Annotated in this window: 19 protein-coding genes; 15 read left to right on the top strand and 4 right to left on the bottom strand. The window is 68.0% G+C overall.

Going from position 1 to position 19,488, the window contains the following annotated elements; translation table 11 throughout:
* Positions 1-10 precede the first annotated feature (10 nt).
* The 3 genes from SFB74_RS14835 to SFB74_RS14825 are packed head-to-tail and all read left to right on the top strand — an operon-like array spanning position 11 to position 1,603.
* Positions 11-577 carry an RDD family protein gene (locus SFB74_RS14835; protein WP_432731542.1) on the top strand — a complete coding sequence of 189 codons (567 nt, stop codon included), beginning with the start codon at positions 11-13 and terminating at the stop codon, positions 575-577.
* Positions 574-981 carry a diacylglycerol kinase gene (locus SFB74_RS14830; RefSeq protein WP_432731541.1) on the top strand — a complete coding sequence of 136 codons (408 nt, stop codon included), beginning with the start codon at positions 574-576 and terminating at the stop codon, positions 979-981. Before SFB74_RS14835 ends, SFB74_RS14830 begins: the two co-directional genes overlap by 4 nt.
* Positions 982-1,012: 31 nt before the next feature.
* Positions 1,013-1,603, top strand: a complete 591-nt coding sequence (locus SFB74_RS14825; protein ID WP_432731540.1) for a TIGR00730 family Rossman fold protein — start codon at positions 1,013-1,015, stop codon at positions 1,601-1,603.
* Between the two features lie 127 nt (positions 1,604-1,730).
* Here SFB74_RS14825 and SFB74_RS14820 read toward each other — a convergent pair whose 3' ends face one another.
* On the bottom strand, positions 1,731-2,069 hold the full coding sequence (locus SFB74_RS14820; protein ID WP_056518066.1) for a P-II family nitrogen regulator: 339 nt from the start codon (positions 2,067-2,069) through the stop codon (positions 1,731-1,733).
* Positions 2,066-3,763 carry an NAD+ synthase gene (locus SFB74_RS14815; RefSeq protein WP_432731538.1) on the bottom strand — a complete coding sequence of 566 codons (1,698 nt, stop codon included), beginning with the start codon at positions 3,761-3,763 and terminating at the stop codon, positions 2,066-2,068. The genes SFB74_RS14820 and SFB74_RS14815 overlap by 4 nt, the downstream gene beginning before the upstream one ends.
* A 19-nt stretch (positions 3,764-3,782) precedes the next feature.
* Here SFB74_RS14815 and SFB74_RS14810 point away from each other — a divergent pair, with 19 nt between their 5' ends.
* The 3 genes from SFB74_RS14810 (at position 3,783) to SFB74_RS14800 (ending at position 6,506) form a co-directional block, all read left to right on the top strand.
* The gene (locus tag SFB74_RS14810) at positions 3,783-4,937 is read left to right on the top strand and encodes a GNAT family N-acetyltransferase (RefSeq protein WP_432731537.1); all 1,155 of its coding nucleotides are present in this window, start codon (positions 3,783-3,785) and stop codon (positions 4,935-4,937) included.
* Positions 4,938-4,996: 59 nt separating this feature from the next.
* Entirely contained in the window at positions 4,997-5,749 is a 753-nt protein-coding gene (locus SFB74_RS14805) for a hypothetical protein (RefSeq protein ID WP_432731536.1), read from the top strand.
* A 115-nt stretch (positions 5,750-5,864) separates the two neighbouring features.
* Complete coding sequence (locus SFB74_RS14800; protein ID WP_432731535.1) at positions 5,865-6,506, top strand: lysozyme inhibitor LprI family protein; 642 nt, start codon at positions 5,865-5,867, stop codon at positions 6,504-6,506.
* A gap of 9 nt (positions 6,507-6,515) precedes the next feature.
* Here the strand turns inward: SFB74_RS14800 and ppa are convergent, their stop codons facing one another.
* On the bottom strand, positions 6,516-7,043 hold the full coding sequence (gene ppa / locus SFB74_RS14795; RefSeq protein ID WP_126019134.1) for an inorganic diphosphatase: 528 nt from the start codon (positions 7,041-7,043) through the stop codon (positions 6,516-6,518).
* 255 nt (positions 7,044-7,298) lie between these two features.
* On the opposite strand from ppa, the gene SFB74_RS14790 reads away from it, so the two are divergent.
* From SFB74_RS14790 to SFB74_RS14755, 8 genes are all read left to right on the top strand, one after another.
* Complete coding sequence (locus tag SFB74_RS14790; RefSeq protein WP_432731534.1) at positions 7,299-9,824, top strand: sodium-translocating pyrophosphatase; 2,526 nt, start codon at positions 7,299-7,301, stop codon at positions 9,822-9,824.
* A gap of 163 nt (positions 9,825-9,987) precedes the next feature.
* Positions 9,988-10,356: a nuclear transport factor 2 family protein gene (locus SFB74_RS14785; protein WP_432731533.1), complete on the top strand. Its 369-nt coding sequence runs from the start codon at positions 9,988-9,990 to the stop codon at positions 10,354-10,356.
* A gap of 57 nt (positions 10,357-10,413) precedes the next feature.
* Positions 10,414-12,315 carry a YhgE/Pip domain-containing protein gene (locus SFB74_RS14780; RefSeq protein WP_432731532.1) on the top strand — a complete coding sequence of 634 codons (1,902 nt, stop codon included), beginning with the start codon at positions 10,414-10,416 and terminating at the stop codon, positions 12,313-12,315.
* 42 nt (positions 12,316-12,357) lie between these two features.
* Positions 12,358-13,083 carry a MerR family transcriptional regulator gene (locus SFB74_RS14775; RefSeq protein WP_432731531.1) on the top strand — a complete coding sequence of 242 codons (726 nt, stop codon included), beginning with the start codon at positions 12,358-12,360 and terminating at the stop codon, positions 13,081-13,083.
* A gap of 4 nt (positions 13,084-13,087) precedes the next feature.
* Complete coding sequence (locus tag SFB74_RS14770; RefSeq protein ID WP_432731530.1) at positions 13,088-14,533, top strand: TolC family protein; 1,446 nt, start codon at positions 13,088-13,090, stop codon at positions 14,531-14,533.
* Positions 14,533-15,519 carry an HlyD family secretion protein gene (locus SFB74_RS14765; RefSeq protein ID WP_432731529.1) on the top strand — a complete coding sequence of 329 codons (987 nt, stop codon included), beginning with the start codon at positions 14,533-14,535 and terminating at the stop codon, positions 15,517-15,519. The genes SFB74_RS14770 and SFB74_RS14765 overlap by 1 nt, the downstream gene beginning before the upstream one ends.
* Before the next feature lie 11 nt (positions 15,520-15,530).
* On the top strand, positions 15,531-16,715 hold the full coding sequence (locus tag SFB74_RS14760) for an ABC transporter permease (protein ID WP_432731528.1): 1,185 nt from the start codon (positions 15,531-15,533) through the stop codon (positions 16,713-16,715).
* On the top strand, positions 16,712-17,857 hold the full coding sequence (locus SFB74_RS14755) for an ABC transporter permease (RefSeq protein WP_432731527.1): 1,146 nt from the start codon (positions 16,712-16,714) through the stop codon (positions 17,855-17,857). The genes SFB74_RS14760 and SFB74_RS14755 overlap by 4 nt, the downstream gene beginning before the upstream one ends.
* Here the strand turns inward: SFB74_RS14755 and SFB74_RS14750 are convergent.
* A complete protein-coding gene (locus SFB74_RS14750; protein WP_432731526.1) occupies positions 17,854-18,501 on the bottom strand; it encodes a TetR/AcrR family transcriptional regulator in 648 nt (215 codons plus the stop codon). The two genes, SFB74_RS14755 and SFB74_RS14750, sit on opposite strands and share 4 nt — an antisense overlap.
* A gap of 131 nt (positions 18,502-18,632) precedes the next feature.
* Here SFB74_RS14750 and SFB74_RS14745 point away from each other — a divergent pair, with 131 nt between their 5' ends.
* Positions 18,633-19,475 carry a metal-dependent hydrolase gene (locus tag SFB74_RS14745; RefSeq protein WP_432731525.1) on the top strand — a complete coding sequence of 281 codons (843 nt, stop codon included), beginning with the start codon at positions 18,633-18,635 and terminating at the stop codon, positions 19,473-19,475.
* Positions 19,476-19,488: the final 13 nt, after the last annotated feature.

The raw sequence follows: 19,488 nt of genomic DNA, 5'->3' as shown, positions 1-19,488 counted from the left end.
CAAGGCTTCGATGGTTTCCAGCTCTCCCGAAGCCTCGGGCTCCGACCAGCCCGCCTCGCCCACCCCATCTGCAACCAGCGCTCCCGTTTCGATAGTGCCCGGCCTCTGGCGCCGCATGGCCTGCTGGCTCTACGAGGGCATGCTGCTGTTCGCAGTCGTGTTCGTCTCGGGCTGGCTCTTCAGCACGCTCGGCCAGATGCGCGACGCGATGGATTCGCGGCGCCACCTTTTCCAGGCTTTTCTTTTCGTGGTATTCGGCGTGTACTTCGTCTGGTTCTGGACCAAGGGCCAGACCCTCGCCATGAAAACCTGGAACATCCGCATCGTCGACGTGCACGGCCAGCCCATCAGCCAGCGCCGGGCGCTCGCTCGCTACCTGCTGAGCTGGGTCTGGTTCCTGCCGCCGCTGGCCGCCATCTCGCCCTTCAAGCTTTCAGGCGGCGAATCGACCGTGCTGATCTTCGGCTGGGTCGCCATCTGGGCCCTGCTCGCTCGCTTTCACCCCGACCGCCAGTTCTGGCACGACGCCTGGGCCGGTACACGGCTCATCACCTCCAAACCGATGAGCCGCCGATGAGTGCCGTGCCGAAGCTTCCCGATCCCGCCGTCAACCCTCAGAAGGCCCGTAAGGGCTTCGAGCGCGTCTGGCATGCCACGCTGATTTCGCTGCACGGCCTGCGCGCCGGCTGGAGCGAGCCTGCCTTCCGCCAGGAAGCAATCCTGTCGATCGTCATGATCCCGGCCTCCTTCTGGCTTGGGCGCAGCTGGGTCGAGGTCGCGCTGCTCGCGGGCAGCGCCATCCTGGTGATGATCGTGGAGTTGCTCAACACCGCCGTGGAAGCAGCCATCGACCGCATCGGCCCCGAGTGGCACGACCTCTCCAAGCGCGCCAAGGACATGGGCAGCGCCGCAGTGCTGCTCTCGCTCACGCTGTGCGGCGGCATCTGGGTAGCGGCGCTGTGGCAGCGCTTCATGTCATGAGAAGGCCCACCGCCTGCGGCATGATGGCGGGATGACTCCTGAATTTTCGATCTGTGTGTATTGCGGCTCGCGCCCCGGCGAGCGTCCTGAATTCACTGAAGCCGCGCAGGCGGTCGGCCGATGGATCGGCCAGCATCGCGGCCAGCTGGTCTACGGTGGCGGCCGCACCGGCCTGATGGGCACGGTGGCCGAGGCCACCCGTCAGGCCGGCGGCCGCGTCGTCGGCATCATCCCCAAGGCCCTGGTCGACAAGGAACTGGCCAATCCCCTGTGCGACGAACTGCACGTGGTCGACACCATGCACGAGCGCAAGGCCATGATGGGCGAGCGCGCCGATGCCTTCATCGCCCTGGCAGGCGGCATCGGCACCTTCGAGGAACTGTTCGAGATCTGGACCTGGCGCCAGCTCGGCTATCACGACAAGCCCACCGGCATCCTCAACACCGCCGGCTACTACGACGGCCTGCTCGCCTTCCTGGCGCACAGCGTGCGCGAGGGCTTCATGGGCGATTGGCAGATGAGCCTGATCCGCACCGGCACCGAAGTGCCCGAACTGCTCACCGCGCTGCGCGCCGAAGTGCCGCTTCATCCGCGCGAAGACAGGCTCTCGGAAAACCTCTGACCCTCAGGCAACGCCCGAAAGTCATTCCAGAAACACCGAGGAACCGGCTCTGCTGGCCCTCAGGTGTTGCCCCCGGAAGGAAGTTGGCGAAGCGACACGAAGTGCGCGTAGCCTGGGGGCGAGCCAGTTAAACCGCGTTCTCGTTCTCTTCGCCGGTACGGATGCGCACGATGCGCTCCACGCCGGTAACGAAGATCTTCCCGTCGCCGATCTTCCCGGTGCGCGCCGAATTGACGATGGCCTCGATGCAGCGCTCCACGTCTGCCTCGTTGACGACCACTTCGACCTTCATCTTGGGCAGGAAGTCGACCACGTACTCGGCGCCGCGGTAAAGCTCGGTATGCCCCTTCTGGCGGCCGAAGCCCTTGACTTCGGTCACGGTCAGGCCGGTGACGCCCACTTCGGCCAAGGCCTCGCGCACGTCCTCGAGCTTGAAGGGTTTGACGATGGCGGTGATCTGCTTCATGGTTTTTGCGCTCCGGCGGTTTCGTTGAATTTGCTGGTGATAGGGTAACGCCAATCCTTGCCGAAGCTTCGATGGGTGACCCGGATGCCTACAGGCGCCTGGCGCCGCTTGTATTCGTTGATCTTGATCAGCCGCGCGACCCGCTCGACCACCGCGGGCTCGTAGCCGGCCGAAATGATCTCGTCGATGCCCTCGTCGTCCTGCATGTAGCGTGCCAGGATTCCATCGAGGATGTCGTAGGGCGGGAGGCTGTCCTGGTCGGTCTGGTCGGGCCGCAGTTCGGCGCTGGGAGGCCGCGTGATGATCCGCTCGGGGATCGGCTCGGTGCCCGTGCCGTACGGATCGTGGGCATTGCGCCAGCGCGCCAGCGCGAACACCGTGGTCTTGAGCAGATCCTTGATGACCGCGAAGCCGCCAGCCATGTCGCCGTACAGCGTGCAGTAGCCGGTCGCCATTTCGCTCTTGTTGCCGGTGGTGAGCACGATGGAGCCGAACTTGTTCGACAGCCCCATCAGCAGCGTGCCGCGGATGCGGGCCTGGATGTTTTCCTCGGCCGTGTCCTCGGGCCGGCCCTTGAACTCCTCGACCAGCGCGCCCTTGAAGGACTCGAAGGTGTGCTTGATGGAAATCTCGTCGTAGCGCACGCCCAGGCGGCCGGCCATGTCGCACGCGTCGATCCAGCTGATGTCGGCGGTGTAAGGCGAAGGCATCATCACCGCGCGGACCTTGTCCTTGCCAAGTGCATCGACCGCGATGGCGAGCACCAGCGCGGAATCGATGCCGCCCGAAAGCCCCAGGATGGCGCCTGGAAAGCCGTTCTTGCCGATGTAGTCGCGCACGCCGAGCACGAGGGCGTCCCAGAGTTGGGCCTCGGCGTCTCGCGGGGAAGCGATGGCACCAGGCTCGGCCACGAAACCCACGCCACCCTGCGGCTTGCGCTCCAGCTCCGCGAAAACCAGCTTCTCCCGGAAGCTCTCGGCCTGCATGGCAGTGGTCCCATCGGCCTGCAGCGCGAACGAAGCACCGTCGAACACCACCTCGTCCTGGCCGCCCACCAGATGCGCGTAGACCAGCGGCAGCCCCACGGCACGCGCCCGATCGGCCATGCGCGCGACGCGCTCGCCTTCCTTGCCCACGTGATACGGCGATGCATTGATCACCGCCAGCACCTCGGCACCGCTCTCGCGCGCCAGTTCGGCCGGCTGGTCGAACCAGGCGTCCTCGCAGATCAGCAGGCCGACCGAGACGCCCTCCACCTCGAACACGCAGGTGCCCTGCCCCGGCGTGAAGTAGCGGCGCTCGTCGAACACCTGGTAGTTGGGCAGTTCGCGCTTGGCGTAGGTCTTGAGGATGCGGCCTTCCTTGATGACGCTGGCCGCGTTGTGCCGCATCTGCACCGCAACCGAGCGGCTGCGCAGGCTGCCGCCGGTCGGATGCCCCACCACCACGATCATGTCTTTGAGGTCGGCCAGAGCGGCGGCGATGCCTTTCACGGCATCATCACAGGCTTCGGTGAACGCCGGGCGCAGGAACAGGTCCTCCGCCGCGTAGCCGGCAATCGAGAGTTCGGGCGTCAGCAAGAGGCGCGCACCCTGGGCATGGGCATCGCGCGCGGCATCGACGATCTTTTTCGCGTTGCCTGCGAGGTCGCCCACCACAAAATTGAGTTGCGCGATGGCGAGCTTGAGCGTCATACAGAAGGAAGAAAAAGGCTTGAACGATTATGTCATTCGGGTTCTGCCGTCTCCGTCGGACGTGAGCCCGGAAGCATGGAACGCGCTGCTGGCCGCCGAGGCCGAGCCGTCGCCTTTCATGCGCCACGAATACCTCACGGCCCTGAACGACAGCCGAAGCGCCACGCCGGACAACGGCTGGATGCCGCAGTTCGTCACGCTCTGGCATGGCGAGCAGTTGCAGGCCGCGTGCCCGCTGTACGTCAAGGACCACTCCTATGGCGAATACGTCTTCGACTGGGCCTGGGCCAATGCCTACGAGCAGCACGGGCTGGCCTACTACCCCAAGGCCGTGGTGGCGGTGCCGTTCACGCCCGTGCCCGGGGCAAGGCTGCTGGCGCGCGATGCCGAAAGCCGCACTTTGCTGGTGCAAGGGCTCGTCGCGCTGTGCAAGCAGCTGGAGCTGTCGTCGCTGCACCTGCTGTTCGGCGCCGAGGCGGACATCGCCGCCTGCACCGAAGCGGGCCTGATGCTGCGCAACACGGTGCAGTTCCATTGGACGAACGCGCAATACGCCGACTTCGACGCCTTCCTCGCCAGCCTCTCCCACGACAAGCGCAAGAAGATCCGCCAGGAGCGCCGCAAGGTGGCCGATGCCGGTGTGCGCTTTCGCTGGTCGCGCGGGGCGGACATCAGCAAGGCCGACTGGGACTTCTTCTACCGCTGCTACGAGCGCACCTACCGCGAGCACGGCAACCCACCCTACCTCACGCGCGACTTCTTCCGGCGCATGGCCGACACGATGCCCGAGGCCTGGCTGCTGTTCATCGCCGAACGCGACGGCAAGCCCATGGCCAGCAGCCTGATCGCGCTCTCGACGCAGCCCGACAGGCCCCTGGTGGCCTACGGCCGCTACTGGGGCGCGCTGGAGCGTGTCGATTGCCTGCACTTCGAGGCCTGCTACTACCAGCCGCTGGCGTGGTGCATCGAGCACGGCGCGCAGCGCTTCGAGGGCGGCGCACAGGGCGAGCACAAGATGGCGCGCGCGCTGATGCCGGTGAAGACCACCAGCGCCCACTGGCTGGCGCATCCGTCGTTCGCCGATGCGGTCGAGCGCTTTCTCGAACGCGAGGGCGCGGGCATCGAGAACTACATGGATCACCTCGGCGAGCGCAGCCCCTTCAAGTCAGTCTGAGTGCCATTCGGGACTGCTATAAAAGCGCCCGACATCCACAACAACTCAGAGAGAAATCGATGCCATTCCTGGGACTGGGCCTGCACGTCCTCATCGCGCTGTTCTTCGCCGTGCATGCCATGCGCCACGGCAAGCAGATGTACTGGCTGCTCATCCTCTTCAGCTTCCCGCTGCTCGGCAGCATCGTGTACTTCGTGGTCGAGTACCTGCCCGCCTCGCGCATGCAGCGCACCGCCGGCAAGGTGGCGAACGCGGCCATCGGCTTCATCGACCCCGAGCGCGAATACCGCGCGGCCACCGAGGCCTACGACCTCGCACCCACTGCGCAGAACAAGCTGCGCCTCGCCAAGGCGGCGCTCGACAAGGGCCAGGCCGCCGATGCCGTCGGCCACTACCGCGACGCGCTGAAGGGCCCGCTGGCCTCCGATCCGGAACTGCAATTCGGCCTGGCCAGCGCCCTGCTCGCAGCAGGCGGAGCGACATCCGGCCGCGACGCCCTGCAGGCGCTGCAGACACTGCGTTCCACGCGCGACGACTACCGCAAGGACGAAGTTGCCGTTCTCACCGCACGCGCCCTCGCCGCCGACGGCCGCCAGCCCGAAGCGCGCGCAGCCTTCGAGGACGCACTGAGCCGCTACAACACCGTCGAGGCACGCGCCCGCTACATCGCATGGCTCGCCCGGCAAGGCGACACTGCCGGCGCACAGCGCCAGTGGGACGAGCTCCAGCAGGCAGCGCGCCACTGGAATTCGCACGCACGCTCGGTCAATCGCGAATGGATGCAGCTGGCCAGCGAAGCGGTTCGCGGCTGACATCCCTGCTCTGCCCCAGGCTTTCTCTCTGTCCAAGGGCATAGCGCCCCTGACCGTTCGGCACATCGACGGCGCGCCGGGCCTCTCCTAGCATCGGCTTCGAGGAGAACCCAGCATGCAGACACTCACACGCCGGGCCGTCGCGGCGCTCTGCTTCGTCACCGCCGGCCCGTGGGCCATGGCCGCCAGCTTCGACTGCGCCAAGGCCGGAAACGCCACCGAGAAGGCGATCTGCGCCGACCCCGGCCTCTCACGGCAGGACGAGGCCATGGCCGCGCTCTACAAGCGGCAGGTCGAGATGCCCGGCACGGGCCAGTGGCCCACCCTGCTGAAGCGCGACCAGCGCGACTGGATCGTGGTGCGCAACCGCGAATGCAAGGGCAACACCGAGTGCCTCAAGCAGGACTACGAACGGCGCATCACCTACCTGAGCCACCCGCTGCTGAACTGGATCGGGCGCTATGTGGAGGGCCGGTGCCCGAAGGACGGCCGCTTCCTCGATGTGACGCCCGAGTTGGGCGGCATGCTGGAAATCCAGCTCTACGTCTGCCCCGATCCGCGCGGCAACATGCTGCTGCAGGGCAAGAACGTGTTCGACGGGCAGCGGCGCCTCGTGGTGCGAGAGGCCGGGGGCTGCACCCGCACGCTCCAGTTCGAGGCCGACCGCGTCAACGTATCGGACGGGCCGGGCTGCGCGCCGTCGCTGACCGGCAGCTTCGCGCGCGACCCGCGCCGCTCGCCCTTTGAAAACGAATAGCCGAGCTTCTTACTTCTTGTAGTTGGCCACGCCGTCCAGGATTTCCTTCCTGGCCGAGTCGATGCCCTCCCAGCCCAGCACCTTGACCCACTTGCCTGCTTCGAGATCCTTGTAGTGCTCGAAGAAGTGGCTGATGGCCTTCAGGCGCATCGGGTTCACGTCGTCCACCGACTTCCAGTGGCTGTAGATGGGCAGCACCTTGTCGGTGGGCACGGCGAGCACCTTGCCGTCGACGCCGGCTTCGTCTTCCATCATCAGGATGCCCAGGGGGCGGCACGGCACCACCACGCCCGGCAGCAGCGGGTACGGCGCGATCACCAGCACGTCGACCGGGTCGCCGTCGCCCGACAGGGTCTGCGGCACGTAGCCGTAGTTGGCGGGGTAGTACATGGCCGTCGTCATGAAGCGGTCCACGAAGATCGCGCCCGATTCCTTGTCCACTTCGTACTTGATCGGATCGGCGTTCATCGGGATTTCGATCACGACGTTGAAGGCGTCAGGCAGGTTCTTGCCGGGGGAAACTTTGTCGAAGGACATGACGTTTTTCGAGTAGTTGAAAAGTATGAGACGAATGGGGACAAACCCGGAGTTTACTTTCCGTGTCACCGGCCGGTCGCACACGCATCTGTTTTTGCCTGTAAATTGCAACCGTTGGCCAATCGGCTCCGCACCTCCGGTGCAGTGAGCTTCGAGGAAGCAACGCGGCGGAAAACATGGTCCCGTACGCGTTGCACGCAAGGGCCCGTGCTGTCCGTCTCCACTAGTCACAACGAACGAATGGAGAAGCAAAGCATGATCGGCAACACCCCCCTGATACTGGCCATCGTCTGCGGTCTCGTGGCCGTGGCCTACGGTTTCTGGGCCCGAAGTTGGATTCTCGCGAAGGACGCAGGCAATGCCCGCATGCAGGAGATCGCGGCGGCCATCCAGGCCGGTGCCTCCGCCTACCTCGCCAAGCAGTACAGCACCATCGCCATCGTCGGCATCGTGCTCGCCATCCTCATCGCCGTGTTCCTCGACCTGACCACGGCCGTCGGCTTCATCGTGGGCGCGGTGCTCTCGGGCGCCTGCGGCTTCATCGGCATGAACGTCTCGGTGCGCGCCAACGTGCGCACCGCACAGGCGGCCACGCACGGCATCGGCCCGGCGCTCGACGTCGCGTTCCGTGGCGGCGCCATCACCGGCATGCTGGTGGTGGGGCTGGGCCTGCTGGGCGTGTCGGCCTTCTACTGGGTGCTGATCGGCAGCGGCACGCCGGCCGCGGGGCACAGCCTCTCGGCCGCGCTGAACCCGCTGATCGGCTTCGCCTTCGGCTCCTCGCTGATCTCGATCTTCGCGCGGCTGGGCGGCGGCATCTTCACCAAGGGCGCCGACGTCGGCGCCGACCTGGTGGGCAAGGTCGAGGCCGGCATCCCCGAGGACGACCCGCGCAACCCCGCCGTGATCGCCGACAACGTGGGCGACAACGTCGGCGACTGCGCCGGCATGGCGGCCGACCTGTTCGAGACCTACGCGGTGACGCTCATCGCCACCATGGTGCTGGGCGCGCTGATGGTGGCTGCGGCGCCGACCAACGCGGTGCTCTACCCGCTGGCGCTGGGCGGCGTGTCGATCATCGCGTCGATCATCGGCTGCTTCTTCGTGAAGGCCTCGCCGGGCATGGTCAACGTGATGCCGGCGCTCTACAAGGGGCTGGCTGTGTCGGGCATCCTGTCGCTGATCGCCTTCTGGTTCGTCACCAGCTGGCTGATTCCCGACAACGCCATCGCCGCCAGCGGCAGCCAGCTCAAGCTGTTCGGCGCCTGCTTCGTCGGTCTGGCGCTCACGGCTGCACTGGTGTGGATCACCGAGTTCTACACCGGCACGCAGTACAAGCCCGTGCAGCACATCGCGCAGGCTTCGACCACCGGCCACGGCACCAACATCATCGCGGGCCTGGGCGTGTCGATGCGCTCGACGGCCTGGCCGGTGATCTTCGTGTGCATCGCGATCCTGGCCGCGTATTCGCTGGCGGGCCTCTACGGCATCGCGGTGGCGGCCACGTCGATGCTGAGCATGGCCGGCATCGTGGTGGCGCTCGACGCCTACGGCCCCATCACCGACAACGCCGGCGGCATCGCGGAGATGAGCGAGCTGCCCGACAGCGTGCGCGCCGTGACCGACCCGCTGGACGCAGTCGGCAACACCACCAAGGCCGTGACCAAGGGCTACGCCATCGGCTCCGCGGGCCTGGCCTCGCTGGTGCTCTTCGCCGACTACACCCACAAGCTGGAGAGCTTCGGCCAGGCGATCAGCTTCAACCTGAGCGATCCGATGGTGATCGTCGGCCTCTTCATCGGCGGCCTGATTCCCTACCTGTTCGGCGCGATGGCCATGGAAGCCGTGGGCCGCGCGGCCGGTGCGGTGGTGGAGGAAGTGCGCCGCCAGTTCCGCGACATCCCCGGCATCATGGAAGGCACCGGCAAGCCCGAGTACGGCAAGGCCGTGGGCATGCTGACCGGCGCGGCCATCAAGGAAATGATGATCCCCTCGCTGCTGCCGGTGCTGGTGCCGATCATCGTCGGCCTGGTGCTTGGGCCGAAGGCGCTGGGCGGGCTGCTGATGGGCACCATCGTCACGGGTCTCTTCGTCGCCATCAGCATGTGCACGGGCGGCGGTGCCTGGGACAACGCCAAGAAGTACATCGAGGACGGCCACTTCGGCGGCAAGGGCAGCGAGACGCACAAGGCCGCCGTCACCGGCGACACCGTGGGCGACCCGTACAAGGACACAGCCGGCCCCGCCGTGAACCCGCTGATCAAGATCATCAACATCGTGGCGCTGCTCATCGTGCCGCTGGTGGTGAAGTTCCATGCGGGCGATGCGGCTGCGGCAGTGCCGACGAAGGTCGAGACGCCGCCGGCGTCCACCGCGCCCGCAGCCCCCGCTGCAATGGCACCCTCGACGCCTGCGGCGGTAGTCGCCTCTGGCGCGGTATCGGCAGCCGAGGCCGCCGCAGTGAAGGTCGAGAACGGCGTCGTGAAGTTCTACTTCGCGAGCGCCAGCGCTGAGGTGGCGCCCAACGCCAAGGAGGCGCTGGCCGACGTCATCAAGGCCGTGCAGAGCGGCAGCACCGTGCTCGTGAGCGGCTACCACGACGCCAGCGGCGACCCGGCGAAGAACGCCGAGCTCGCCAAGCAGCGCGCGATGGCCGTGAGCGATGCGCTCAAGGCTGCTGGCGCGCCCGAGGACAAGATCGAGCTCGCGAAGCCCGAACAGTCCCAGGCCGACGGCCCGCCCTCGGAGGCACGTCGCGTCGAAGTCAAAGTAAAGTCCTGACATGACACTCCCCCAGGCTTCGCGCACTTCGTGTCGCTTCGCCACCCCCCTCGCCGGGGGCGACACCTGCGGCCCGGCAGAGCCGGTTCCGCGGTGTCTCGCGCACGATCCGCTTGAGCCTCGTATGCCGCAGAAGGCGCGTTGCGCCATGGATCACTGAAAGATGCCCACACCCGAACGACTCGAATCATTCATCGCCGCCGTCGAAGGCGGCGCGCATGCCAAGGCCATCGAGGACTACTACACCGAAGATGCCACCATGCGCGAGAACCAGGCCGAGCCGCGGCGCGGCCGCAGCACGCTGGTGGCGCAGGAGACCGCCGTGCTCGACCGCACCGAATCGGTGGTTTCCACCTGCGTGCGGCCGGTGCTGGTGAACGGCGACCACGTGGCGATCCACTGGATCTTCGAGTTCACGTTCAAGGGTGGCGGCAGGATGCGCATGGAGGAAATCGCCTGGCAGCGCTGGGAAGGCGACCGCATCGCCGAAGAGCAGTTCTTCTACGACCCCGCGCAACGAAAGCCGGGCTGATCGAAGGCTCCTCCGCGCGTTTCCACCGTCATGGCGCTTCTGCAGACTCCTGGCCCCATGCGATACCTCCACGCACTGTTCACCGGCACCTGGGCCATCGCCCGGGCCGAGCTGGCGATCGTCCGGCGCTTTCCGCGCATCCTGCTGGCCGTGGTGGCGGTCGGCGTGGTGCCGGCGATCTATGCGCTGATCTATCTCTCCAGCGTGTGGGACCCGGCCGGCCACACGGCCGACCTGCCCGCCGCCATCGTCAACCAGGACCAGGGCGTGACCTACATGTCGCGCACGGTCAACGTCGGTAACGAGCTCACGCACACCCTGCTCGACAAGCGCGCCTTCGGCTTCCGCACGATGACCGACACCGAGGCCGCGCGCGCCGAGGTGCGACGCGGCACGCTGGCCTTCGCACTGTTGATCCCGCCCGACTTCAGTGCCAACGCAGTGCCCGGCGCGCAGCGCGGCGCGGGGCAGATCGTGGTCTACACCTCCGAGGGCAACAACTACAGCTCGGCCGGCCTGGCGCGGCGCTTCGCGGGCGAGCTGGGCCACCAGGTCAACGAGATGCTCAACGAGCAGCGCTGGGGCCTGGTGCTGAACGCGGCCTCCGGCTCGCAGGCGCGTCTCGACAAGCTCAAGCAGGCCCTGCTGGAGCTGCGCGACGGCAGCCAGACGCTGGCTAGCGGTGCCGCCCAGTACAGCGCGGCCGCGCAGCAGGTGGGCAGCGGGTTCAAGCAGGTCAACGGCGGCATCCGCACCATCGAGTCGAAGCTGCCCGCCGATGCCGACCTGCGCGCGCTCAAGGCCGGTTCGCAGCAGCTTGCCGCGGGCCAGCGCGAACTCGGCAGCGGGCTCGCCCAGATCGGCGACGGGCTCGACCAGCTCGAAGGCGGAGCCAGCCAGCTTGGCGACGGCGCGCGCAGGATGCAGAAGGACACGGCCGACATCCCCTTCGTGGGCGACCGCATCTCCAAGGGCGCGGGCGAACTCGCAAGCGGCGCCGACAAGCTGCGCGGCGGCCTCGAGCAGGCCCAGGCCGCCATGGCCAAGGCCCAGGACGGCAACCACAAGCTGGCGACCGGGGCGACAGCCCTCGACGGTGGCGTGGGCAAGCTCACCGACGGCATGACGGCACTCGGCGCCGGCATCCACGCCATGTCCGGCAAGCTGCCTTCGGACCGGAAGCTGGACGAGTTCGTGCAGGGCGGCGCGCAGCTCGCCCAGGGCGCGGAGCGCCTGTCGACCGGCGTGCGCACCATCGAGGCCGCCCTGCCCGCCTCGATCACCCGCATCCAGGGCAGCGCCTCGGGGCTGGCGGACTCGGTCGAGCCCAAGGTGGAGGTGGTGGCGCCGGTGGCCAACAACGGCAGCGCCTTCGTGCCCAACATGGTGTCGGTGGCGCTGTGGATCGGCGCGGTGATGGCCGGCTACCTGTTCAACATCCGCATCGTGCTGTCGGACCACAGCCACTATCCGAAGCTAGCGAAGACGCTGGGCAAGATCACCATGCCGGCGCTGATCGTGCTGCTGCAGGTGGTACTGGTGCTGGCCACGCTGGTGGGCGTGCTGCGAGTGCAGGCGCCGGACGTGCCGGCGCTGGCGGTGACGATGGTGCTGGCCTCGCTGGTGTTCCTGGTAGTGCTGTTCGCGATCCTGCACGTGTTCGGCGACTTCGGCCGCATCCTCACCGTGCTGCTGCTGACGCTGCAGCTTTCCGCCGGCGGCGGCGTGCTGCCGGTGGAGCTCTCGGCCGGCTTCTTCCGCGACGTGCACGGCTGGCTGCCCTTCAGCTGGGTGGTGCAGGCCTTCCGCGCCGTGATGTTCGGCGCCTTCGACAACGGCTGGGCGCATGCCTGCGGGGCCGTGCTGCTCTCGGGCGCGGTGGCCGTCGGGCTGATGGCTCTCTTCGGCAAATGGAACGAAGTGCCGCCGGCGGACTACAAGCCGACGATCCAGGTCTGAATCTTCCATGTGACATTGATGATGTAACATTCAATCCGTCACATGAATACGCCAGCCGTCACCGACGCCCCCCAGGAACTCTCCGTCGAGGAACTGGCCGCGCGCACCGGCGTGACGGTGCGCAACATCCGCGCCTACACCACCGCCGGGCTGCTGCCGCCGCCGAGGCTGCGCGGCCGCCTCGGCCTGTACGGCGACGAGCATGCTCAGCGGCTGGCGCTGATCCGCGAGCTGCGCGACCAGGGTTTCGGCATCGAAGCCATCCGTCGCATCTTCGGCCGCGCGCCCGCCTCGGCATGGCGCGACTTGGTGGCGGTGGCGCGCTCCGTCTCGGGCAGCCTCTTCGCCGAAGAAGAGCCGGTGGTGGTCTCGGCCGATGCGCTCGCCGCCAAGTGGAAGGGCCAGATGACGCCCGCCCTGCTCGCCCGCGCCACCAAGGCCGGCCTCATGCGCGAGCTGCCGGACGGCCAGGTGCAGATGCTCAGCCCCGCGCTCGGCCAGATCGCCGAGCAGCTCGCCGCGCTCGGCCTGCCGCTGGAGGAAGCGATCGGCATGCAGGAAACCATGGTCCGCACGCTGCGCACCGTGGCGCGCCACTGGCTGCGCACGCTGGCCGAAAGCCTGCTGAGCGGCGACGCCATCGACGCCGGGCGCACCGCCCAGTTGCTCGAGCAGGCCCGAGGCCTCGCCACCGGCGCGGTGCAGGCCGCGTTCCCCGTGATCCTCCAGCAGGAACTGGATGCCTTGCTGCATCGCAAGGCCACCTGAAAAGATGACACCAATCCGCCACACCAGAAGCCCCCTCCTGCCGCGCCTGCTGCCGGCGCTGCTCGTGCTGTGCGGCCCGGCTTTCGCGCAGGCCCAGGGGCAAGCCGCCAGCGACGACACCCTCTCCCTGAGCTTCGACGCGGCGCGCGCCCGCATGATCGACCGCTCCGACAAGCTGGCCGCCGCCCGCGCGGCCGTCGATGCGAAGGAACTGCAGAGCCAGGGTCTCAAGAGGCTCGGCGGCCCGTCGGTCAGCGTCTCGGGGCTGGCCTATGCCTACAACGCGAACCTGAACCTCGACCTCGATCCGCTCAACCAGCGGCTCGGGCAACTGGGCTCGTCTCTGCCGACGTCCATCCAGAGCGTGATCGCGCGAGTGCCGATTCCGCAGTTGCCCAACAGCTACACCCTCAACCGCCACGACACCGGCGCCAACGCGTCGATCTCGGCCGTGTGGCCGCTCTACGTCGGCGGCGCGACCGATGCGGTGCGCGGCTTCGTCTCGGCCCAGACGCGCGAGGCGCAGGCCGACGCCGAGCAGGCCGGACACGAGGTCGACACCCTGCTCGTGCAGCGCTACTTCGGCGCGCAGCTCGCACGCCGTGCGGCGGCCCTGCGCCTGCAGGCCGAGCGCACCATCGCGCAGCACGATTCGGCGGCGCAGAAGATGCTCGCGGCCGGCGTGATCTCGCGCGTCGAGCGGCTGCAGGCCAGCGCCGCGTACGAAGAGGCACGCCGCAACGCGCGCAAGGCCGAGAACGACGCGGCGCTTGCATCCGTCGCCCTGGCCCGCACCGTGCGTGCCGACGGCAGCGTGGCACCACAGACGCCGCTCTTTCTCATCAGCACGCCGATCGAGCCGCTGGGCTATTTCATCGACTCCGCGCTCACGCGCCACCCCGGCCTGGGCAAGGTCGCAGCCAAGAAGTCGCAGGCCGAGCAGTTGCACGAAGGCGAAGAGGCGCTGCGCCGCCCGCAGGTGATCGCCTTCGGCACGCGCGAACTCAAGAGCGGCAATGCCGACTGGGTGGCCGGCGTCGGCGTGCGCTGGACGCTGTACGACTCGGTCGACCGCGACATGCTCTCGGCAGCGTCGCTCAAGCAGGTCGAGCAGGCCGAGCGCACCGATGCGCAGGCGCGCAGCGACATCTCGCTGCTGGTGGAGCGCAACTGGCGCGCGCTGGAGAACGCGCGCCGCCAATATCTGGAAATGAAGGCTTCGGTCGAACTCGCGCAGGAGGTCGTGAAGCTGCGCACCTCCGGGCTGCGCGAAGGCACGAGCACCACGCTCGACCTGATCGACGCCGAAACCAACCAGGCCAAGGTGCTGACCGAACGCGCGCAAGCCGCCAACGACTACGTGCAGGCGCTCGCGCAACTGCTCGAGAGCGCGGGGCTTTCAGACAGGTTTTCCGACTACATCGCGCGTGCCGACGTGAAGGTGAATTGATGATGAGTGCCAAGACCCGAAAACTGATCGCGATACTCGCCGCTTTGCTCGTGCTGGCGGTGCTCGTCTGGGGTTTCTGGCGCGCATCGCGGCCTGCGCCCGAGGTGTTCCAGGGCCAGATGGAAGCACGCGAGACGGATGTTGCCGGCAAGGTGACTGCGCGCATCGCCGAAGTGCCGGTGAAGGAAGGCGACCGCATCCAGGCCGGCGCGGTGCTGGTGCGCATGGACAGCCCCGAGGTGCGCGCCAAGCTCGCGCAGGCCACCGCCGCCGAGCAGGCCGCGCAGGCCGTCGCCGAGAAGGCGCAGAACGGAGCTCGCCCGCAGGAAGTCGAGATGGCTCGCATGCAATGGCAGCGCGCGGAAACCGCGGCGCAACTCGCGCAGACCTCTTTCCGCCGCGTCGACGGACTGGCGCGCGAGGGTCTGGTGGCCGACCAGAAGCGCGACGAGGCCGAAGCCAACTGGAAGGCTTCGCGCGACGCCGCCATCGCGGCCAAGGCGCAGTACGACATGGCGCGCACCGGCGCCCGCCCCGAGGACAAGGCCGCCGCCAGCGCGCAGGCACGTCAGGTTGCCGGCGTGGTGGCCGAGGCCGAAGCCGCCAAGGCCGAGACCGAGCTGCGCAGCCCGGTCGGCGGCGAAGTGGCCAAGGTGCTGGCCAAGGTCGGCGAGCTGTCGCCGCAGGGCGTGGCGGTGGTCACGGTGGTCGACCTGAGCGACCAGTGGGTGGTGCTGAACGTGCGAGAAGACCGACTCTCCCGCTTCGCGCTGGGCGACGAGTTCGACGCGCACCTGCCCGCGCTGCCCGAGGGCAAGCGCACTGCCCGCTTCAAGGTCTACTACAGCGCCGTGCTGCCCGACTTCGCGACATGGCGCGCCACGCGCGGCGGCACCGGCTTCGACGTGCGCACCTTCGAGGTTCGCGCACGGCCACTGAAGCCCATCGAGGGCGCCCGGCCCGGCATGAGCGTGCTGGTGGACTGAGTCCGTTCGCGATGAGCCTCCGCGGCTTCTCCACCGCCAGCGCAAGGCGCGAGCTCGCGCTGCTGCGCACGCGACCGTGGGACCTCGCGATGATCTCGTGGGTGCCGCTGCTCGCGGTGTTCCTGATCTGGTGGATCTTCTCGGCCGGCCTGCCCGAGCGGCTGCCGATCGGCGTGCTCGACCAGGACCACTCCTCGCTCTCGCGGCAGGTGGTGCGCTTCCTGGACGCCACGCCCGGCCTGCGCGTGACGCAGCGCTACAGCGACGAAGGCGAGATGGCGCGCGCACTGACCAGCGGCGCGGTTGACGCGGCGGTACAGCTGCCGCGCGAGCTGAGCCGCGACGTGAAGCAGGGCCGCGTCGGCCAGGTCGTGCTGCTGCACAACGCACAGCTCGGCACGCATTCGAGCCTGATCCAGCGCGACGTGCGCACCGCCGTGGCCACCGTCTCGGGCGGGGTCGAGCTCACGGTGCGCAACAAGCGCGGCGAGTCGATGACGGCCGCGCGCGTGAGCATGGAGCCGATCAAGGCCAGCATGGTGGCGCTTTTCAACACATCGACCGACTACGAGCAGTTCCTGGGCGCCGCGCTGATTCCCGCGCTGCTGCACATCCTCGCGATGACGGCCGGTGCATGGGCCGTGGGCCGCGAACTGCGCGACCGCAGCATCGGCGGATGGCTGGGCGCCTCGCCGCGGTGGCACGAAGCGCTGGCCGCGCTGGCGGGCAAGCTGGTGCTGCCGTTCGCGAGCCTTTCGGCCGTCGCTCTGGCGGCAATGTTGTGGATCACGGCGGGACGTGGGTGGCACCCGGTCGGGTCGCTGGGGTGGACGCTGTTCGCGCTGGTGGTCTTCCTGGCGCTGTCGATCGCGCTGGGGGCCTTCGTGGCGGGGCTTACGCGCTCGCTGCGTACCGCCCTCTCGGCCACGGGCTTCATCACCGCGCCGGCCTTCGCGTTCGGCGGCGTGGGCTTTCCGCTGGTCGCGATGCCGCTACTGGCGCAGGTCTGGGCCAACCTGCTGCCCTACACGCACTACATCCGGGTGCAGATGGAGCAGCTGCAGATGGGCGCGCCGGTGGTCTATTCGGTGGCGACGCCGCTGTGGATGGTGCTGGGCACTGGCGTGCTGCTCGCCGTCACCGCTGCGGCGCTGGTGCGTGCCGCCGGGGCGCCCGAGAGCTGGGGTGGACGATGAGCGATACCGAGCCGCTTCGCTTCGGCAGTGCATGGCGCGAGACGGCGCTCGCCGTGCTGCGCGACAAGGGCGTGCTGCTGATCATGCTGCTCGCCCCGATCATCTACGGCTTTTTCTATCCGTGGCCCTACCGCACGCAGGCCGTGACGCGCGTGCCGGTGGCAGTGGTCGACCAGGATCACACCGCGCTGTCGCGGCAGATCGCGCGCTTCGCGCTGGCCAATCCGCGGCTGGACGTGCGCATGGTCACGGGCGACGTGGGCGAGGCGCAGCAGGCGCTGTGGCGCGGCGAGATCGAGGGCTATGCGCTGCTGCCGGCCGACCTGAAGCGCAACGTGCTGCGCGGCACTTCGGCGGTGGTCACCATCGAGGGCAACGGAGCCTATGCGCTGCTCAACAAGGCCGTGCTGTACGGCTTCTCGGAGGCCGTGGGCACGGTGTCGGCGGGCGTGGAGATCCGCAAGCTGCAGGCCGGCGGCCAGAGCGCGATCCAGGCGGCGCGCAGCCGCAGTCCGCTCAACACGCAGCTCGTCGCGCTGTTCAATCCGACCGAGGGCTACGGCAGCTACGTGGTGCCGGCGGTGGCCCTGCTGATCCTGCAGCAGACGCTGCTGATGGGCGTGGCGATGCTGGCCGGCACCTGGGCCGAGGCCGGGCGGCTGCGGGCCTCGATGGGCGCCTGGCTGGGGCGGCTGGGGGCGCTTTCAGGCTTCGGCTTCCTCAGCGGCGTTTTCTACTTCGGCTGGGTGTTCTTCCTGCAGGACTATCCGCGCGGCGGCAATCCGTGGGGAGCTCTGGTGCTGCTCGCGTTCTATGTGCCGGCGATCTGCACGGTGGGCCTGCTGCTGGGCTGCTGGTTCCGCGACCGAGAACGCGCCTTGCAGGTGCTGCTGTTCACGGCGCTGCCGATGGCTTTTCTATCGGGCTTCTCATGGCCTGTCGAGGCGCTACCCGAGCCCCTGCAGGCGCTGCGCTGGCTCTTTCCGAGCACCGCAGGCATCCAGGCCTCGCTGCGGCTCAACCAGATGGGCGCGCCGCTGCATGACGTGCTGCCCTATCTGGGCGTGCTGCTGTCGCTGACGCTGGCGGGGCTGCTGACGCTCCGGCTCGTGGCCACGACGCCGCCGACGAGGCAGGCCTAGCGCCGGCTCTCCCGGCTCTCGGCGGCCACGGCGCGCACCAGCCGCGTGGCGGGCTCCACCAGCTCGCGCAGGTCGCCCGCGCGGTTCTGTTCGATGGCTTGCAGCACGAGTTCGTTGATGCCGCCCACCACCGTCATCGCCATCTCGCTCGTGAGGTGCACCGCGGGGCCTTCCGTGCCGCCGTTGCCGCTGCTGTTGATGGCGACCTGGATGAAGTTGGCGATCTCGTCGTTCACCCTGCGGCGCACCACGAGGCCGGGCATGCCGAGGCCGAGGATCTCGACGAAGAGCGTGCGCAGCAGCACCGGGTCCTGGGCGAGGTAGTCGAAGTACGCCGTCATGGCCTGCTCGACCTGCGCGTGCCAGGGCTGTGCCGGGTCGAAGGCCTCGCTCACCGCCTGCAGCGCGAGCCGGCTGGCGGTTTCATAGAGCGCGATCAGGCATTCGGTCTTGGTGCTGAAGTGCTCGTAGAAGGTACGGCGCGACACGGCGGCCTCGCGCACGATGTCGGCAATGGTGGTTTCCGCATAGCCCTTGGCCGCCACGGCATGCGCCATGCCCTGCAACAGGCGCGCGTAGTGCTCGCTTCCGGGGCCGTCGGCAGACTTGGACGACGGAGCTGCTTTTTCGATGGTTTCGCTCATGGACGACACATTTTCCTACGCCCGGGTACTTGACAGTACCAATTCACAATTGCAACATGGCGGCACGCGGTACGAAGATGTACCAGCAATCCCGCTCCACGCAATCAGTGCTTTTTCCGAGGCTTGTTTTCATGACCGATCTCGTTGTACGCCGCCTGCTGATCGACCTGCAACCGCCCTTTGCCCGCAACTGGTGCGGCGGCGACGCATTCTCGACCGCTTTCTTCAACGCCCTGTCGATGAGCTTTCCCTTCGGCGAACAGTTCTTCATCGACGCGGTACGCGACGCCGTCGCCACGCTGCCGCCCGAGGTCCAGGAGCAGCACCGGGCCGACGTGCGCGGCTTCATCGGACAGGAAGCCACGCACCGGCGCATTCATTCGCTCTTCAACAACCATCTCGAGAACCAGGGGCTGGTCGACCGCTGGACGACCCGCGCCAGCAAGCGCATGGAACTGATGGAAGGCGCCGATCCGCGCCACGCACTGGCGGTGACGGCTGCCACCGAGCATTTCACGGCCATGTTCGCCGAGTGGCTGCTGGCCCACCCCGGCATCCTCGACGGCGCCGAGCCCCGGCTGCGCACGATGTGGCTGTGGCACAGCGCCGAAGAGCTCGAACACAAGAGCGTGGCCTTCGACATCTACAAGGCCGCGGGCGGCTCCGACGAATGGCGCACCCGCTGGTTCCGCCGCGTCACGATGATGTTTCTGGGCGACCTGATGCGCCAGACCATCGACAACCTGCGCCACGAGAAGCAACTGTGGAAATGGTCGACCTGGAAGAGCGCCGCGCGCATCCTCTTGAGCCGCAAGGGCCTGCTGCGCGGCAACATGGCCGGCTGGCGCAGCTACCTGCGCCCCGACTTCCATCCGATGCAGCAGGACAGCAGCCTCTCGGAACGCTGGCTCGCGGACAACCGCGCGCAGTACACGCCGGTGGGCGTGGCACCCGAGGCGGCGGCCGCGCGCTGACGGCGTCGGACCG

This window comes from Variovorax xiamenensis, assembly GCF_050916385.1.
GTDB lineage: Bacteria > Pseudomonadota > Gammaproteobacteria > Burkholderiales > Burkholderiaceae_C > Variovorax.
The sequence above is the reverse complement of the archived record's forward strand: the minus strand, read 5'-3'. Positions and strand labels throughout refer to the sequence as shown.

Coding starts and splice junctions, on each gene's coding strand:
- SFB74_RS14785 (WP_432731533.1), top strand. CDS start 9,988: ATGCCCACACCCGAACGACTCGAATCATTCATCGCCGCCGTCGAAGGC.
- SFB74_RS14750 (WP_432731526.1), bottom strand. CDS start 18,501: ATGAGCGAAACCATCGAAAAAGCAGCTCCGTCGTCCAAGTCTGCCGAC.
- ppa (WP_126019134.1), bottom strand. CDS start 7,043: ATGTCCTTCGACAAAGTTTCCCCCGGCAAGAACCTGCCTGACGCCTTC.
- SFB74_RS14790 (WP_432731534.1), top strand. CDS start 7,299: ATGATCGGCAACACCCCCCTGATACTGGCCATCGTCTGCGGTCTCGTG.
- SFB74_RS14775 (WP_432731531.1), top strand. CDS start 12,358: ATGAATACGCCAGCCGTCACCGACGCCCCCCAGGAACTCTCCGTCGAG.
- SFB74_RS14815 (WP_432731538.1), bottom strand. CDS start 3,763: ATGACGCTCAAGCTCGCCATCGCGCAACTCAATTTTGTGGTGGGCGAC.
- SFB74_RS14835 (WP_432731542.1), top strand. CDS start 11: ATGGTTTCCAGCTCTCCCGAAGCCTCGGGCTCCGACCAGCCCGCCTCG.
- SFB74_RS14825 (WP_432731540.1), top strand. CDS start 1,013: ATGACTCCTGAATTTTCGATCTGTGTGTATTGCGGCTCGCGCCCCGGC.
- SFB74_RS14820 (WP_056518066.1), bottom strand. CDS start 2,069: ATGAAGCAGATCACCGCCATCGTCAAACCCTTCAAGCTCGAGGACGTG.
- SFB74_RS14770 (WP_432731530.1), top strand. CDS start 13,088: ATGACACCAATCCGCCACACCAGAAGCCCCCTCCTGCCGCGCCTGCTG.
- SFB74_RS14830 (WP_432731541.1), top strand. CDS start 574: ATGAGTGCCGTGCCGAAGCTTCCCGATCCCGCCGTCAACCCTCAGAAG.
- SFB74_RS14765 (WP_432731529.1), top strand. CDS start 14,533: ATGATGAGTGCCAAGACCCGAAAACTGATCGCGATACTCGCCGCTTTG.
- SFB74_RS14780 (WP_432731532.1), top strand. CDS start 10,414: ATGCGATACCTCCACGCACTGTTCACCGGCACCTGGGCCATCGCCCGG.
- SFB74_RS14745 (WP_432731525.1), top strand. CDS start 18,633: ATGACCGATCTCGTTGTACGCCGCCTGCTGATCGACCTGCAACCGCCC.
- SFB74_RS14805 (WP_432731536.1), top strand. CDS start 4,997: ATGCCATTCCTGGGACTGGGCCTGCACGTCCTCATCGCGCTGTTCTTC.
- SFB74_RS14800 (WP_432731535.1), top strand. CDS start 5,865: ATGCAGACACTCACACGCCGGGCCGTCGCGGCGCTCTGCTTCGTCACC.
- SFB74_RS14760 (WP_432731528.1), top strand. CDS start 15,531: ATGAGCCTCCGCGGCTTCTCCACCGCCAGCGCAAGGCGCGAGCTCGCG.
- SFB74_RS14755 (WP_432731527.1), top strand. CDS start 16,712: ATGAGCGATACCGAGCCGCTTCGCTTCGGCAGTGCATGGCGCGAGACG.